Below are 17,229 nucleotides of genomic sequence, written 5' to 3' on the forward strand. Positions count from 1 at the left end.
GGGTGTTCCAGAGACTTGGCGGAAATGATGCGAGCCAAAATCGGGGTATCTCTCCTTTCAGAATGTCCACATCCAGCACGGAAGCTCGCGACCAAAAATCATGCCTTACGTGAAACGACCTCGTTTCACCCGCCCAGCGCGGAATTCCAACCCACAAATCCACCAATCGGTTTATTCCATAGTGTTGCAGCCACAAACCGGCGGCAACAATCCAAGTCGCTTAATTCGCCCACCCTCAATGGATTCCATCCATTCGGTCATTCGACCACCAACCAGAAAGTCTTGAACAATGGCCAAGTCCACTAAGCCTCGCAGCCCCAAAAGCGAGCAAACCGGCTCCACCTCCACCGTCGAGGGGGCAGGGCCTTTGAGCGCCGCCATGCAGCGCGATACAAGCGGTTCGCAAACCTCGACCGTTGGCGGTCAAAGCCGTTCCGACGAGAACGCCAGCCGAGCCGACCGCATTCGTGCCAACTCAGCCGATGAACGCTACGAAGAGATCAAGCGGGGCGACATTCACATTGCTGAATTGCAACGGATGACCATGAAGGAGTTGCTCACCCAAGCCCGGCTAGAGCAAGTCACTGAATACTCTGGACTCAAAAAACAGGATCTGATTTTCAAGATCCTCAAAGAACGCACCAAACTCAACGGCTTGATGTTCGGTGAAGGAACACTGGAAGTGCTTCCCGATGGCTTTGGGTTTCTCCGCAGCCCGGATTACCATTACTTGCCTTGCCCGGACGATATTTACGTCTCTCCCAGCCAGATTCGGCGGTTCGGACTGCGTAACGGTGCCATCGTCGCCGGCCAAATTCGTCCCCCGAAGGAAAACGAACGTTATTTCGCGCTGTTACGCGTCGAAGCCATCAACGGCCAAGACCCCAACTTGCTCACCGAGAAGGTCTTCTTCGACGACCTAACGCCGCTGCACCCCGAGACACGCTTGCGTCTAGCCGCCGAAGCCAGCGTGCTCAGTACGCGTGTCGTCGACATGATCGCTCCGATTGGTATGGGACAACGCGGGCTGATCGTTTCGCCACCGCGGGCAGGGAAAACCATTTTGCTGCAACAATTGGCGCAAGCCGTACTCGCCGCACACCCCGAAGCGTATGTGATCATGCTGCTGATTGATGAGCGGCCCGAAGAAGTCACGGAAATGGAACGGCACGTCAAGGGGCACAATTGCGAGGTCATCAGCAGTACATTTGATGAGCCGCCCAGTCGGCATATTCAGGTCTCTGAGATGGTTATCGAAAAGGCCAAGCGGATGGTCGAATATGGCCAAAACGTGGTGATCTTTCTGGATTCCATCACGCGGTTGGCCCGCGCTTGGAACACCGAAGTTCCGCACTCCGGAAAAATCCTCTCCGGTGGTGTCGATGCCAATGCCTTGCAGCATCCCAAACGGTTTTTCGGAGCCGCCCGGAATGTCGAAGAAGGGGGCAGCCTGACGATTGTGGCGACTGCCCTGGTCGACACCGGCAGCCGTATGGATGAAGTCATCTTCGAAGAATTTAAGGGAACCGGTAACACCGAGTTGCACTTAGATCGCCGCATGGTGGAAAAACGGATTTGGCCGGCCATCGACGTCAATCGCTCCGGCACCCGCCGTGAAGAATTATTGATCAACGAAGACGAATTGCGCCGCATTTGGATTTTGCGGCGCGTCCTCAACGACATGAATCCGGTCGACGCCATGGAACTGTTGGTCAACCGCATGCAACGCACTAAAACCAACGAAGAATTCTTGCAAAGCATGAACCTGAGTTAATGCCCGGTCTGCTTTGTTTTCATCGAGCCTACCGTTATTGCTTGATCGCAAAACGACGGTGGCTCCCTCTCCGGACAATGATCGTTTCACAAAGACACACCCATGCCTGAAGAAATCCAAGGTGATTTGCTGTCCTCCGCTGGCCGGTTTGCCATTGTTGTTGCCCGCTGGAATGAACTGGTGACCCGCCTGATGTTAGACGGGGCCATCGACACACTGCACCGGCACGGCGTCGCCGACGACCAAATCACCGTCGTCTGGGTCCCCGGATCTTTTGAAATCCCTATCGTCGCCGACAATCTTGCCCGTAGTGGAAACTACGCCGGCGTTTGTTGCCTCGGTGCGGTGATTCAAGGGGAAACGACCCATGATCAATATATCAACCAACAAGTGGCTGCAGGCATTATGCAAGCAGGCCGCGAAACCGGAGTCCCGGTGACGTTTGGCGTGTTGACTTGCCAGAACATGGAACAAGCCCAGGACCGTGCCGGCGGCAAGGCGGGCAACAAAGGCCGTGACGCCGCGCTTGCTGCTATTGAAATGGCCAATTTGATGGCTAAGCTAAGAGGTTAGCCGGAGATGATTCGGCAACGTTGAAAAACAGACTTGCATTCTTTCAGTCCCTCCCCCCTAATTGCCGCAAGCGGCAATTCCTTCCAGCTTTGAGGCTAAGGCTTTTCATGGCGCGTCGCAGCCGGGCACGAGAAACGGCCCTACAACTGCTCTACCGACAGGATCTCAATCCCGCCGGCAATTTAGAGTCTGCCGGTGAATTCATCGAAGAACGGCTTGAGGACCAAGCCCTGCGCGATTTTTGCTGGAACTTATTTACCGGTGCGCTGGAATGGCGCAACGTGATCGATACACGTATCGAAGAGGTGGCCGCGAACTGGTCATTGCGGCGAATGGCGCCGACAGATCGCAACGTGTTGCGTCTCGGTGCTTACGAGTTGCTCTATACCGACACACCCAATCGGGTGGTCATCGACGAATCCTTAGAGCTGGCAAAGAAATTCGGCAACGCGCAGTCGTCGCAATTCGTCAATGGAATCCTGGACCAGTTAATGCCCACCTTGACCGACGAATCCCCCGACGCTCCGACGCAGGCGATGTAACAAGAATCCGCCAGCGCCCAAGAAATCTTCGGTGCGGGTGGACCTACGTGATAAGCGTACGCGGGTGCCTCTTATGCTCCGATGCGGGTGCCACTGGCGGCTTGCCCGCCAGCGCCGAGTAAAGCTGAGCTTCCCCCTACCCAGGGACGTCGGTTCACGTGCGTCCGGTATACGAGTCGTCAGTGGCACCCCGAATCGGGGCGGCGCTATACTCAACTGAGCGCTGCAGCAGTAAGAGGGCAGCGACTACGTCCAAGGGGCGTTATTTCCCAACCCCCGAGCCGCGGACGATTTCGTCGAAAATGTCCACCAGTTCCGAGCGGGACAATCCATTGCCGTCGATGACCAATTGCCCTTTGTCCAGGGCGGAGCTGGCTGATTCTTGTCCTGTCGCCAAAGTGGCAAAGGTGTCGGCATCCAAACGGTAGACGGCGGTGCATTTTTGATCGCGGCCGATATCGGCCCCCACCAACTTGCCATCCTGCAGCATCAGGTGCCAAGCGCCGCCGCCGCCACCGGTGACTTCCAGCCCCAAGAGATGCGCGTCGGCTTGGCCGTTCGTTTGTTTTTCTCCGGCATCCACCAACGGTTTGAGGTGTTGATGCGGGTCGAAATCGAGGTCAACCCGTTTGTCGCGACCACCGCCAAAGTTCCCGTCGATCGCCACTTTCGACATCCGTAACAACATCTCGCGGTCCACATCGGGACAGGGCAGGTGCGGCATGGCGGTTAAGGTGTTTGTGCAATCAAACGTCGGGTCATCCCGCCAATACGAGTTGTAGACGTGAATGTTGTCGTTGAAGATTTGCTCAGCTTCGCCCCAGTCGTCGATTTCCGCATCTTCGCCAACGAACTTCGCACTATAAAACCGCGTGGCGTCTTCTAAAATATCGCTCACCAGACGAATCGTCGCCGGATGCCGCGGGGTCAGATGGTAAGTTTGACCGTGCAGTTCCGGGTGCGTGACAATATGTGCCGTTGCCGCACTGACCCAATCCACGGGGACCAGATTCTTCGATTCATTACCGGAAAGTTCAAATCGTGCGATGGAACGTACGCGACCCGTATCGTCTGGATCCATCGAGCGAACAAGGGTGTAGGCCAACTGCAAAGCGGCGTAAAACCCGTGGTAGGTGCTTGTGTAGCCAGTTTGAGAATCGCCGACAATGATTGCCGGGCGACAGATGGTGAGGTCGTCGATGAACGTCGCCGCGTGCACCATTTTTTCGGCGTCGATTTTGCTCATTTCATAATCGTTGCCCCGTTCCTGCCCCACATCCAATTCCGTTTCCAGCACGCGGCCTTCGCGGAGCCCGCATACGTAAGCGGTCGACATGTGCAAAAACTGGCGGATGCCCGTCTTTTCGCACAGATCCAAGACGTGTCGCACCCCTTGAATATTTGACCTCCAAGGTTCGCTTTCCGGTCCGGTACTGTGGAAGGTCAAACTGGCGGCATTGTGAATCATGCCGCTGCAGTGCTCTGTAACCCATTTGACCGAGCGGTCATCCAGCCCCAGGTTTTCCTGGCTGATATCCCCCTCCAAGACCACCGGTCGAGGCATGGCGTGTCCGAGACGTTCTTCCCAGAAAGCCATCATTTGCTCAACACGTTGACGCACGGAAGCCTTCCGCGTCGGGCGGACGAGCACCGCCAACGGGACTTCGGCTTGCATCAAGTCACGAATCAAATAACGGCCCAACAGGCCAGTGGCACCGGTCAGTAACTGGTAGGACATACAAGGGCTTCCGAAATCAGTGAGAAGAGATCAAGCGTTCCAATGGGACAAGTCGTGCGTGCTGTCGAAATTTGTGCAGTTTTACGAACCCAGGTTGTGGTTTACCGCGGAAAACTAAGGGATCAGGATACGCATCCCCGAGATTTGAAACCTCTCAACAGAGAAAGAGGTCCGACACCTGGCGTCCTCTCTTTTGCGAGAAAGACAATTGTCTCGGTTGCGGGAACGATTTCAAGACGTATCTTAAATTTGCGAAAGGCAAGCTCTCAACGAAAAGTATCGACGGGAAGGGTGTTGATTCAGAGCGAAACTCTCGGCGGTCATGCGACCCTATCCGCCAATACAGCCGGTTCAGGCGTTGTTGGCAGCCTGTGTGGCCCCGCTAATTCCGACGCCGCCGATTTATGTTGACGGAGACGACTCGGGCGGAGGCACAGCAGTGCTGGCAATAATACCAAATCGCCGACCAAGGCCGCAATCAACAGCGAGCACATCAACAGGCCAAACCGGGCTGTCGGTGCAAAGCTACTCAGAGTCAACGCCAGCATGCCTATGCTGGAGATCAGAGCCGCCTTAAAGATCGGGCCCCCAGTTTGCCGGAGTGCCTCACGCGACGCCTGGGCGGAGGAGATTCCGCGGTTGAACTGTGATTGATAGTGCACCAGAAAATGGAACGTGCCGTCCACGGCAATCCCCAAAGCGATGCTGCCGGACATCATCATGCCGATGTCGACCGGCATACCGACCCAGCCCAGAATCCCGTAGACAATACAAATCGGCGTCAGATTAGGAATCATCGCCACCATGGCCGTTTTCCAAGACCGCAACGAAACGACCATTACGCCGGTGATGATCAAAAATGCCATCAAAAAGCTCTCGTGAAACCCTCGAAAGATCTCCTGCTGTGCGTGATTCAACATGGGGGCGATGCCGGTAAAGCGGACAGGCAACCCTTCGGCCCGTGCTTGCAGTTGCTCAAAGATTTCGTGCTGTGACAACCCTTCACTTGTGCTAATTCGCGCGGAGATCCGCCACAGCCGTTCGCCGTCGGCAATATATTCGTTGTGCTCCCGCTGCGATTCGGCGCGTTTTAATAGCCGCCCGAGCGTAAACGGGTTTTGCGGCATCTCTGAGGGGAAAAACGACGCTGAGGAAATCGTGTGCCGAACGGCGGGATGGCCGGCGATCACAGCTTCGATTTCACGTACCTTTTCCAACCGCTCAGTAAAGGGCAGATCGTTGTCACGAAACTCGACGACTGCTTCAATCGAGTCGATATTCGTGAGTTGAGCTTCCACACGCTGTGCGTCGGTGAGGACTTTGCTGTTTTTGGGGAGGAAGTCGAGCGGATCAATCTTTGTCTCGATCGACAACAACCCCACGCACGTCACCATGATCATAGTTACCGTGACCAAGGAAACGACTTTGCTGTGTGTCGAGATCCAATCTCCCAGGCGAGAACTGATCGCCGCGCCTTGCTCTTCGCATTGAGCCTGTGGTGGCCAGATCGTCATCAAAGCGGGCGTTAAACCCAACCCGGTAATCAATGCCACCACCGAGCCCCATGCAGCCGCATAACCGAATTGGTTGACGGGGAGGATGTCGCTGACCGCTAACGAAACCAGGCCGATTGTTGTGGTCAATGTCGCTAGACAGCAGGGCTTCCAGGCGGTTTTCAATGCCTGCCTTAATGGGTCGTCGTCGTCAGGTGCGGCGGTGTAGTAATGCATGAAGTGAATCGAAACAGCCAACGTAAATATCATCACCATCACTGACAACGCGCTGAGGATGAAGTTCATTTCCCCGCCGGCAACGTGAATACCTGCTAACGTCAATTGAATGGCCCAAATGGTCAGTCCGAGCAGCGCTAGTGACAATTGCCATTGCCGCGTGGTGTAGGACAACAATCCCCAACAGACCAACAAGGTGATGAAAAAGAATTTCTGGTTTTCCTCTTCACTCCCCAATCGGTCCAATTCGGTGACGATGACCGGCGCGCCAGCCAGGCGGACCTGATCGCCCCGGAGTTGGCAATACTCCAGCACACCAGTCACGGCATCGACCGTCTTCGCACGATCGCCATATCCTTCGGGGGACAACAAGCAAATCAATCCCACCAATCGGCCGTCTTGGGATAGGGTCAATCCCTTCAGTCGCGTTTCCGCTTCGACGTCGTCAACGCCAAAGCTGGTCATAATGGCTTGCATCCGTCCGGGAGACCAACATTTCCGCACACAGTCGAGCCGTTCCAGCCGTTCGCAAACCGCTTCGACCAACACATCATCTTTCGATGTGTTTTCAATCCCGACGACGATGAGTTCTTCTACGCCAAAATCGCGCTTGAAATCCTCATAGTTGGCACGCACTTCGGAATCGCGAGGCAGCCAGGTCTCGATGTCGTTGTTCGCCGGCAATGTTTGTGCTTTGACAAACAGCACTGGAAACGACAACAGCGTGAGGAGGAGCAACTTGCCGCTGTGTTTTTGATAAAACTCGGAAAGGGTCGACAAAGCCACGTCCTCTCAGTTGTTGTTAATCGCTGTATCGTTGACGTGTACAAAATGTTTACCGCCAAAACCGCAGCGAAGATCGAGCCGCAGAAGGCTGGCCGGATCGCCAGGCTTTTCCTCAGTAAACAGATCGTGTCGGGGGCGTAGAGGTTGCCGAGACGACGAGACAGTCATAACACGTATAATTGTAGTTCCGGGGCCGTGCCGCGCGGTTGGCGGGCAGGGGCGTATCAGCTGGGGCTATATACTCCTATCGATCTTCCAGAAGCTGTCCCGCAAGTCCAAACCGGGAATTACCCGTAGCGTCGTTCTGGGACGATTCAACAACGCGCACGACCGCTATACCTTCACAGCCTTTTGCAAATTCGGCCGGTTTGAGCGCCGTACGCACATCCCGATCGTTCGTTAAGTCCGCTATACAAGGCATTTCTCAACAGCAGCCAAGCGGTCACTTGCAATCCCAGTGAGGGTGTCTACGATTGTCCACTTCACACGTTGGCCATATTCCTGCATCGCTAAGGCCGGCGACTTAGTTGACAGAAGGGCACCAGAGACTATGGCAAAAAAACAAATCGCTGATATCGATCCCTCCGGAAAAACAGTTTTGATGCGGGTCGATTTCAATGTTCCCCTGGATGATAATCAAAACGTGACCGATGATCGCCGTATCAGCATGGCACTCCCCTCGATCAAATCGGTGATCGATCGCGGAGGGCGCGTGATCCTGATGAGCCATTTGGGGCGGCCCAAAGGCGACGGCGGCGACGCGAAATACAGCCTCAAGCCAGCCGCTGCGAAACTGGCTGAATTACTCGGACAAGAGGTCGTCTTTGCCACAGACACAATCGGCGACGATGCGCAAGCCAAACGGGCCGCGCTGTCCGATGGCGGAGTCCTGGTGCTAGAAAATCTGCGGTTCAATGCTGGCGAAAAGTCCGGTGATGCCGATTTCGCCGCTGCCTTGGCCGACGGGGTCGACATTTATTGCAACGACGCGTTCGGCACTTGCCATCGCACCGATGCTTCGATGGTCGCCGTCCCGCAAGCCATGGGAGACAAGCCCAAGGTTTCTGGTTTTCTGGTCGCCAAAGAGATTCAATACCTCAGCGACGCCATCGCCAAACCGGAACGGCCGTTTGTAGCGATTTTAGGCGGGGCCAAGGTTTCCGACAAAATCACCGTCATTGAAAACCTGCTTGGTATCTGTGACAAAGTCCTCATCGGCGGAGCGATGGCATATACGTTCTCGCTCGCTCAAGGGGGCCAAGTTGGCGGCAGTCTGGTCGAAAAGGACAAAGTCGATCTGGCCAAACAATTGATCGAGCGCGGCGGTGACAAATTGATGCTGCCGGTCGACACGCATTGCGGCGACGCGTTCAGCGGCGACTGCAACAAGGTGGTGGTCGATGCCGGTAAAATCCCCGACGGTTACGAAGGTCTCGACATAGGCCCTAAGACGGCTGAGATCTACGCCGAAACGGTCAAAGCCGCCAAAACGATCGTCTGGAACGGTCCGATGGGCGTCTTCGAAATGCCCCCCTTCGATGCCGGCACCAAAGCAGTCGCTCAGGCAATTGCCGACGGAGACGGAACCAGCATCATCGGCGGCGGGGACAGCGCCGCTGCGGTTCAGCAACTTGGCTTTGCCGATCAGGTCTCGCACGTCAGCACCGGCGGGGGGGCCAGTTTGGCCATGCTTGAAGGCCAAGAGTTCGCCGCCGTGAACCTGCTCGACGACAAATAAACAGTAGAGCCGGTTCAACCGGCCGCGCGTGTTCAACAAACCGCACAGGCGGACAAGCCGCCCGTGGAACCCCATAGTGGCCATTCGATAACTGGAATGGTCGACCCAAGAAAAGGACAACCGTAATGAGCAACAGCGACAAACCCCTGGTGGGAATCATCATGGGCAGCACATCGGACTGGGACACGATGAAACCGGCAGTCGACATGTTTAAAGAATTCGATATTCCTTTTGAATGCCGCGTGATGTCGGCGCACCGCACACCGGCGGTCGTCACGGAGTTTTCCTCCACCGCCGAAGAGCGGGGGGTAGAAGTTCTGATCGCCGGAGCAGGGGGGGCCGCGCACTTGGCGGGTGTCGTCGCTGCTCACACGGTCCTGCCGGTGTTGGGCGTACCGATCGAAAGCAAACTCAACGGCCTGGACTCGCTGCTTTCGACTGTACAAATGCCCGGTGGTATTCCGGTCGGCACATTGGCCATCGGCAGCGCCGGCGCCAAGAACGCCGCATTGTTGGCGATCCGCATCATGGCCAACAGTCGCCCCGAACTGCGGAAAAAAATCCACGCTTTCAACGCCAAGCAGGCCGAAAAAGTGATGGCAGCTGGATTGCCGGTCTAAAAAAACGCTCCCCAACCCATCCCAAATCGACGGCTTCGCCTTCGTAATCCGCACGATGCGCGCTTGGGATGTTTGACGTGCAGCCCCACACCCTCATTGATCTGGGGGTGGATGGGCCGGCACGGACGTGCGTTTTTCAGAGCGAGCGGGTACATTGGACTTCACTAACGACCGCAACCTCTCCCCAAAGAATTACGGAGCGAGTTCCCATGGGCCGCCTCTTGTTTTGTCTGCTCAGTCTAAGCCTGATTTGTGCCAATCCGATTTTGATACGTGCCGGTGAACCCCAGGTCGATAAAAAAATCGTCGTGTTCGGCGAGGAAGGCAAGTTCGGCGGCTGGCCGGCCAATCATGGGATGTGGATTTGGGGAGATGAAATCCTCGTCGGATTCAGCACAGGCTCGCACAAAGACCTGGGCAAAGAACGCCACAATATCGATCGTCAAAAACCAGAGTATCACGTCTTAGCGCGCAGTTTGGATGGCGGTGAGACATGGAAGATGGAGTTCCCCAACGATAAAGGGATGCTCATCAACCAAGGCGGCATGCGGCACGGCACGACCGATCCTAAGCACACCGAACCGACACCGGCCGACATCACCGAGCCGATCAATTTCACACATCCCGATTTCTGCATGACAATGCGATTCCAGGATGTGCATGGCGGGGTTTCGCGGCTGTATTATTCCTATGACCGCGGGCACACTTGGAAAGGCCCGTTCAAGGTCCCGGACTTTGGGCAACCGGGCGTGATGGCCCGCTCGGACTACATCGTCAACGGTCCCAAGGACTGTCATGTCTTTCTGACCGGCTCGAAATCCAACAACGAAGAAGGGCGTGTCTTTTGCGGCCGCACGACCGATGGTGGATTGACCTGGAAGTTCTTGTCCTACGTCGGTCCCGAACCCAACGGCTTTTCGATCATGCCTTCGACCGTGCGGTTGTCCCCCACCAAATTGGTGATGACCACCCGCCGCCGCGAAGGACTGGGAGAAGACAAACATCGTTGGATTGACACCTGGGAGTCAAACGACAATGGCAAAAGTTGGACGTTCCTGAACAACGCCGTCGAAGATGTCGGTGAAGGCAACCCGCCGGCAATGCTCCGGCTTCAAGACGGCCGGCTGTGCGTGACCTACGGCGACCGCAAGGCCCCGTTTCAAATGTGCGCCAAATTTAGCAGCGACGAAGGAAAGACCTGGAGCGAACCGTTTGTGCTGGACAACAACGCCGGCGGCCGCGACCTCGGCTATCCGCGCACAGTGCAGCGCCCCGACGGTAAACTGGTGACGACGTACTACATCTATTACCCAGACAGCCCGTACCGCAAGATCGTGGCGAACATATGGGACTGCGGCTCGTGACGCCGAAACTCACTTCGCTTTAGCATTGAATCTGCCGGCCATTTCATAGATGTTGATCAGCGCCCGGTTCATCATCTGTTCTCCCGCGCCAATTTCCACCGGTGAGACCATTGCATCGGCGCCGTAGCCCCCTTCGGAGACCGCTTCGATAGTAGGGAAGTACAGGTTATGGCCGTTGCAGTATCCGAAAAACAGCGTGTGGTCGACGTAGGACCGTTCGCGGAGTCGGACCGCGTGATTGCAGAAGAATTCCCCCGAGCCACCCACCAGCGCAATCTGGCGACCAAGCAGTACGGTATTCAATTCCGCTTGATGCCCCTCTTTGGCCTCCTCGATGAAGTTGACGATCAATTCGGGAAAAAAGGCGGCACTGTAACCGACGAGCACTAACGGATCGGAAAAATCGATCCGCGATTTGAAGCGAAACTGGTCGACGTGGCCGACAATCGTGTTCCGCTTCAGTGGTTTGGATTCAATCTCGCCGGCCACTTCAATCACATTCCGTGCGAGTTCTTCGCCGAACAATTTCGGCTCGCGAAAATCGGCCGTGGGGTTGGGGCTGAGATCGCCTGCTGCCCCTTGAATAAACACGCAGTTGGTCTCCATGTCGGCCTCGACTTTGTCCTGCATGAATCCGGGGTAGTCGGCTGAGAATTTGAGCACTTCCCCCTTGGTCATCACGGGATGAGCCGCGAAATTGACGAGTACCGCTAATGGCTTGCCCGATTGGGCATCATCAAACCGCACGACCGACAACAGCGGATCACGGGCTTTGGGTTTGCGTTTGGTGTGACGATTGCGATTGAGTGTCAATTCCCGCGTTCCCACACCAATGGTCGCCGGCTGGGCTGTTTTGTCCGCTTCTAGGATGGCTTCAATAATCAGGTCCGGCAATTTTTGAGCATAGGCGACCGCATCGTCATACGTCCCTTTGCCGAAGCCTTCACGATCGATCAGTTCTATCACCGGACCGTGGTGTGAATGCGATCCACTGATCAGCACGTTTTCAATGCCGGCTTGCTCCAATATCGCTGCACGGATTTTCTCCATCATCTGCCGCGTCGGCCCACGGCCGATATCCAGTCCGACCAATGCCACCTTGCCATCTTCACCCTGGACCACGATCGCTTTGGCCATCAGCGGGGTGAGCGTTCCCTCGGAGAGCAGCGCGTGCCGTGCGCCGTAACCCCACATCGGCGTCGGCGCTTGGGGCGTAATATCTCGCTTGCCAAACCCGACTCGTAGCGGGATGTCGTCGTCAGCCCGAGATGATTGTTGGTCGCAATAGAGTGTAATCAGTACCAGCAAGGCACCTACGATACGAATTCTCGCGAACATGGAACAGCCTCTTGATTGGGGACGTTAGAATAGGAATTGATGTCTTAAGTCTCGGTCCGAAAATTTATACTCTTACGCCGTGTTAGGTGCCAGAAACCGTACCGTGATAACGTCGAACCTTTGCCGCTTTCGCCCACCCCGGTCCAGGGGAGCGCGGGGTCGAGGTAGTCACAGCGATTTTGAAACACCGTGCCGGCATTGATCTCGCTGGCGAAACGTTCGGCACGCTCCTGATTGCTGGTCCAGACCGAGGCGGTCAAACCGAAGCGTGAGTCGTTCATCAACGTCAACGCCTGCGCGTCATCCGCAACCGAGGCGACCGGCAGTATGGGCCCGAAACTTTCTTCCTGCATCACGACCGACTCTTGCGGAACGTCGGCCAACAATGTTGGCGTGAAGAAGTTCCCGACCTCATCCGGAACCCGGCTGCCTCCGCACAGTAACCGTGCGCCGCGCTGGACGGCGTCGCGAACTTGCTGTTCCAATTCACCCAGCGCTGTGCGGCTCGCTAAAGGGCCGAGCGTGGTTTGTTCGTCGAGCGGATCTCCGAGTCGATAGTCCCGCAGCGCCGCCTCGGCTTTGCTTAGGAATTGGTCGTACAGTGTTTCATGCACATACACGCGTTCCACACCACAACACGATTGACCGGCGTTGTAACACGCCCCGTCGACGAGGTTGGCCACGGCAAAATCCAGATCGGCATCGGCGGCGACATAGGCGGGGTCATTTCCACCAAGTTCCAAACCGGTGTCAATCAGCCGCTGGGCTGAGTGCCGCGCTATCTCGCGTCCTCCGGCGACGGAACCGGTAAACGAAACGTGATGCACACGGCGGTCGGCAATCAACTGCGCGGTCTGGTCATGGTTGATCACCACATCGGTGACCAAATCAGGAACGGCCAGATTTCCAAACGCGTCGGCCAATTGCCGTCCGCAGAGCGGCGTCTTCGCGCTATGTTTCAGCAGCACCGTATTGCCGCAGAGCAGGGCGGGAACGATGACATTGATTGGGATGATCAGCGGATAGTTCCAGGCAGCGATGTCGAACACAACGCCCAGCGGCACATGTTCGATCCGCCGCACAAATCCAGGCTGTGGGGGCAGGATATCGGGGCTGAGCGCATCACCGGCCAGTTCCAAACAGGTTTCCGCCCGGTCAAACAACGTCGCCAGTTCGCCTTGGGCCTGCTTGAGCGGTTTGCCCATTTGCAAGGTGACGTCGCGGACAATTTGCTCGCTGTTGTCTCGCAATTTAGCCAATCCGCTTTGAATGATCGCCGCGCGCTGGTCGAGGCTCAAACGGCGCCATGCCGAAAATGCAGCCGTAGCGCGGTCCAGTTTCTCGGCGATTTGTGTCTCGGTATCGAAGGGCAACTCGGCAACAGTGCTTTGATCGTAGGGATTGACGACGGTGAGTGTCACGGCGATTGAGTCCAAACAGTTGTTTTTGGTTGTAGGGACGGGGTAATAAATTCAAACGGCGAAGCAATCTCCAATATAGACGTTCTTAGAATCAGTTGCACGCGCTGCCGCTGACGGCGCGTTGAATCTGGGCGAGAGTTGCCGCCAACAGCTTGTCGGTTTAGGATTGTCTATCTTCATTTCTTCACATCCTCTCACTGAGGCCGCCGCTATGGTCAACAAAAATCCGGAATCCATCCTGCACGAGCAGACTGCTGCCCACAGCGAAGAACGGGATCGCGTCATCGCTCTGGCCGACACCCCCGAGGCGCGTGAGGAAAAAATCAAACTCGCGGCCGCGTACCGCATGCTGGCCCGTTTGGGTTTAGACGACGGGATTGCCGGACACATTTCGCTGCGGGTGCCAGAAGCTCCGGAGTATTTTTGGGTCAATCCATTCGGGTTGCTGTTTAGTGAAATCCGCGCTGACAATTTGGTGTTGGTGAACTCCGCAGGTGAGATTGTGACCGGCGGCGAGATGATCAACCTCGCCGGCTTTTGCATCCACTCCGCCATCCACACCGCGCGACCCGATGTGAATTGTGCCGTCCATACTCATCCCCCCGGCGGCAGCGCGTTTAGCGCGTTGGGAATGCTCCTGGAACCACTGGATCAAACCGGCTGTTCATTCTACGACGACCATGCTCTCTATGCCGAGTACACGGGAATCGTCATCGATGGGGAGCAGACCAAAGGGATCGTCGAGTCACTGGGCTCCAAGCGCGCCTTAGTACTAGCCAACCATGGACTGCTGACCTGTGCGACGACGGTGGAACAGGCTTTAATCGACATGATCGATATGGAGCGGACCTGCAACGTGAATATAGCGGCTATGTCGACCGGTCGTCCGGTGCTGCCAGTCCCCGGCGAGGTCGCCTTGCAAAGTCGAGCCGTCCTTACGCAAGCGGGACGTTGGCCGTTTCAATGGAAGGCGATGATTCGCGCACTGGATCGTCATGAAACCGATTACGATCCGTGGCGGTGAGATGAGTTAACATCAGCCCCAAAGGGGAAGCGACGCGGGAGATATACTGGATACGACTGTCAATTACATTGACTCGATATCATTCTCCGTACTTCCGAGTTTTGGGGCACAAATCGAAAATGGAGCCATCTTGATACACGTTGGAGTCATCCCAAAACCGATTTTGATTTGGGATTGTCCTTGTCAATGTATGTAGTTAAAACGAATAATTGATGTGGCAAACCTATGTTTTCGCGGTTTGACTTGATTGATATAAAGTAAGAACAAAGCACCAGAGCGTTGTCGAGCTTTGACAGCGATCGCGCCGGATTAATGGTTCAGCGTTGTTTTAGACTGGTGCTTTATTTTTTTGACTCCGTTGTGAGTGGCCCCCCCGTGTTCGGTGGCTGCCTGCGGACCGGATTTCAGGGTGAGCATCGTGAGCATATTCTGCCGCGTAGATGACAAGCAGATTCCGCTGTACCGAGTGATTTGGATTTCAGCGACGCCGCACTTTTGTGGTGAAGCGGATTGCCAATGCGAAGGGCTGCACGAAGTCGCGCTGGAAGGTGGCGAAACAGTGTGGGCCAAAAGCATGGAAACGGAAATGCTGATGGAAATGATCGAAGAGTGGCAAAGCTGCGACTGATGAAAAGTTCAGCCGCCGTGGCGTCCTGAGACGTTCAGGTTGCTAAAAAGATCCGCCGCGGCGAATCACTGCGGGTTTTGCACTAGAGCGGATTTTGCCCCAGATGAAATAGTCTCCGCTTCGAAGTCATGTCGGTTACGAACGATTGCTCAATTCTCGGCAAGTTCCTGTCCACTCGCTGGCTGTACCGGGTCGATTTCTGCCGCCGGTAAAATATGCCCCATCTTGGTTCGCTTGGTTTCCAAGTAATGTTGCCGGTGCTTTTCCGGTGAAGCGACAATGGGAATTTGCTCGACCACTTCCAGATCAAATCGCTGCGCGAATGCGTCGGTCTTTTTGGGATTGTTGGTCAGCAATCGCACGCGTCGCAGATCCAAATCCTTAAGCACCTGTAAGCCGATTCCATAATCACGGGGGTCCGCTTTGAATCCAAGCTTATGATTGGCTTCGACCGTATCGTACCCTTCGTCCTGCAAGACATACGCTTTCAACTTGGGGATCAGTCCGATGCCACGTCCTTCTTGAGGCAAGTAGACCACTGCTCCCACGCCTTCGCGGCGGATCATATCGAGTGCCATATGCAGTTGATCGCCGCAGTCGCACCGCAGGGATGCCAATAGATCACCCGTAAAGCAGGACGAATGCATCCGCACCAAGGGGGCATCGACTGAAGAGAGGTCCCCCATCACAATCGCGATCGGCACTTGATCCTCGTGTTCGACGCGGTAAGCAATCACTCGCAGATCGCCATACCGTGACGGCATGTGAGCGTCTACCTCGCGATGGATTAACTGCTCGCGTTCGCTGCGGTAACGGATCAATTCCTCAATCGTTAGCAGCGGCAAGTCGAATTGCACCGCCAGCTGTTTCAATTCCTGATGGTCCGACATCCCGTCGGTTTCCTGGCTACAAATCTCGATCAACGCCGCAGCCGGTTGCATGCCGGCCAAATGCATCAGGTCGATGGCCGCCTCGGTATGTCCAGCGCGGCGGAGCACTCCTCCTTCTTTGGCGACCAGTGGGTGAATGTGGCCGGGGCCGAAAAAATCGTCGGGGCGGGAATTCGGGTCGCCGATGGCGCGGATCGTTCGCAGGCGGTTCTCGACGCTCACACCCGTCCCGGCACTGCGATGATCCACCGGAATTTGAAACGGCGTTTGCATCGGGGTCGAACTGCGGCGGCTATCGACCATCGGGCTGAAGTTGAGCCGTTGTGCGAATGCCGCACTGACCGGTGTGCACAGTAACCCCATGCCATACCGTAACATCAACCGCACAGTTTCGGGGGTAATCGATTCGGCAGCGCAAATGAAGTCTCCTTCATTTTCACGGTCGGCATCGTCGATGACGATCACCGGTCGCCCCTCCTGAATTGCGGTAATAGCGTCGTCGATATTCTTAGAATGGGTCGTCGGCATGTTTACTCAGTCGGTAAAATTTGGCACCGGACACCGCAGTCCGCTTGCCAGTCGGGGATTGTTTGCCCAAATGGTTTAACCACTATTCATCGCCATGCGGCATTTGAGCGCGCGGCAATTTGCCGATTTGGCATGAAACCCTGCGAGATTCGCGCTCGCGAAGGGCCATGCAACCTCACATCGACATGGGGGAAGTTCAACTTGTATTGTAAACCATCAGCTACAACCGACAATGCATTAGAAAAATTCCACAGCCTCATTCTGCAAAGTGTCGTTGCAAAGTCACTCAGAAATATCGTATTGTGAACATATCATTCCTCATTGCCCCCGCATACAGGGAATCGATCATACCATTGATTGTTGAACCTGACACTCCAAAGTGAACCCCGGCACCACGCCGTTCCTTCCCAATACCTACCCCGTAACTTCGATCCAGTACCACCCGAATTATCGTTACGAAGCGACCTGTTTGCCAAGTTCTGAACGATCCGCTGAGGGGACGACATGTCGTCTGAGGCAGCATCAGTGCTTGCAT

13 protein-coding genes are annotated in these 17,229 nt (G+C 55.7%); 8 read left to right on the forward strand and 5 right to left on the reverse strand.

All coding sequences use genetic code 11. The features are described 5' to 3' along the window. Positions 1 to 379 precede the first annotated feature (379 nt). The 3 genes from rho (at position 380) to nusB (ending at position 2,889) form a co-directional block, all read left to right on the forward strand. The gene (rho, locus tag CA54_RS20285; protein ID WP_146373411.1) at positions 380 to 1,774 is read left to right on the forward strand and encodes a transcription termination factor Rho; all 1,395 of its coding nucleotides are present in this window, start codon (positions 380 to 382) and stop codon (positions 1,772 to 1,774) included. 102 nt (positions 1,775 to 1,876) lie between these two features. Further along, positions 1,877 to 2,347 (forward strand): 6,7-dimethyl-8-ribityllumazine synthase, encoded by a 471-nt coding sequence (gene ribH, locus CA54_RS20290; protein ID WP_146372811.1) that lies wholly within the window; start codon positions 1,877 to 1,879, stop codon positions 2,345 to 2,347. A gap of 107 nt (positions 2,348 to 2,454) precedes the next feature. After that, on the forward strand, positions 2,455 to 2,889 hold the full coding sequence (gene nusB / locus CA54_RS20295) for a transcription antitermination factor NusB (RefSeq protein ID WP_146372812.1): 435 nt from the start codon (positions 2,455 to 2,457) through the stop codon (positions 2,887 to 2,889). A 262-nt stretch (positions 2,890 to 3,151) separates the two neighbouring features. Here the strand turns inward: nusB and CA54_RS20300 are convergent, their stop codons facing one another. Both CA54_RS20300 and CA54_RS20305 read right to left on the reverse strand, forming a co-directional pair. Then, the gene (locus CA54_RS20300; protein WP_146372813.1) at positions 3,152 to 4,627 is read right to left on the reverse strand and encodes an SDR family oxidoreductase; all 1,476 of its coding nucleotides are present in this window, start codon (positions 4,625 to 4,627) and stop codon (positions 3,152 to 3,154) included. A gap of 320 nt (positions 4,628 to 4,947) precedes the next feature. Further along, positions 4,948 to 7,137, reverse strand: a complete 2,190-nt coding sequence (locus CA54_RS20305; protein WP_146372814.1) for an efflux RND transporter permease subunit — start codon at positions 7,135 to 7,137, stop codon at positions 4,948 to 4,950. 556 nt (positions 7,138 to 7,693) lie between these two features. Here CA54_RS20305 and CA54_RS20310 point away from each other — a divergent pair. The 3 genes from CA54_RS20310 to CA54_RS20320 all read left to right on the forward strand — a co-directional run bounded on the left by CA54_RS20310 (position 7,694) and on the right by CA54_RS20320 (position 10,865). After that, on the forward strand, positions 7,694 to 8,881 hold the full coding sequence (locus CA54_RS20310; RefSeq protein ID WP_146372815.1) for a phosphoglycerate kinase: 1,188 nt from the start codon (positions 7,694 to 7,696) through the stop codon (positions 8,879 to 8,881). Between the two features lie 125 nt (positions 8,882 to 9,006). Beyond that, positions 9,007 to 9,501, forward strand: a complete 495-nt coding sequence (gene purE / locus CA54_RS20315; RefSeq protein WP_146372816.1) for a 5-(carboxyamino)imidazole ribonucleotide mutase — start codon at positions 9,007 to 9,009, stop codon at positions 9,499 to 9,501. A 209-nt stretch (positions 9,502 to 9,710) separates the two neighbouring features. Next, entirely contained in the window at positions 9,711 to 10,865 is a 1,155-nt protein-coding gene (locus tag CA54_RS20320; protein WP_197532661.1) for a sialidase family protein, read from the forward strand. 9 nt (positions 10,866 to 10,874) lie between these two features. Here the strand turns inward: CA54_RS20320 and CA54_RS20325 are convergent, their stop codons facing one another. Continuing rightward, positions 10,875 to 12,203, reverse strand: coding sequence for a neutral/alkaline non-lysosomal ceramidase N-terminal domain-containing protein (locus CA54_RS20325; RefSeq protein ID WP_146372818.1), 1,329 nt, complete (start codon positions 12,201 to 12,203; stop codon positions 10,875 to 10,877). Between the two features lie 44 nt (positions 12,204 to 12,247). Continuing rightward, positions 12,248 to 13,624 (reverse strand): aldehyde dehydrogenase family protein, encoded by a 1,377-nt coding sequence (locus CA54_RS20330; RefSeq protein WP_197532662.1) that lies wholly within the window; start codon positions 13,622 to 13,624, stop codon positions 12,248 to 12,250. A 211-nt stretch (positions 13,625 to 13,835) separates the two neighbouring features. On the opposite strand from CA54_RS20330, the gene CA54_RS20335 reads away from it, so the two are divergent. Together CA54_RS20335 and CA54_RS20340 are read left to right on the forward strand one after the other, a co-directional pair. Further along, a complete protein-coding gene (locus CA54_RS20335) occupies positions 13,836 to 14,648 on the forward strand; it encodes a class II aldolase/adducin family protein (protein WP_146372819.1) in 813 nt (270 codons plus the stop codon). Positions 14,649 to 15,066: 418 nt separating this feature from the next. Continuing rightward, positions 15,067 to 15,276: a hypothetical protein gene (locus CA54_RS20340; RefSeq protein WP_197532663.1), complete on the forward strand. Its 210-nt coding sequence runs from the start codon at positions 15,067 to 15,069 to the stop codon at positions 15,274 to 15,276. A 149-nt stretch (positions 15,277 to 15,425) separates the two neighbouring features. On the opposite strand, the gene ribA is transcribed toward CA54_RS20340, so the two are convergent. Continuing rightward, on the reverse strand, positions 15,426 to 16,694 hold the full coding sequence (gene ribA / locus CA54_RS20345; RefSeq protein WP_146372820.1) for a GTP cyclohydrolase II: 1,269 nt from the start codon (positions 16,692 to 16,694) through the stop codon (positions 15,426 to 15,428). Positions 16,695 to 17,229: the final 535 nt, after the last annotated feature.

The sequence above is a fragment of the Symmachiella macrocystis genome, assembly GCF_007860075.1.
GTDB lineage: Bacteria > Planctomycetota > Planctomycetia > Planctomycetales > Planctomycetaceae > Symmachiella > Symmachiella macrocystis.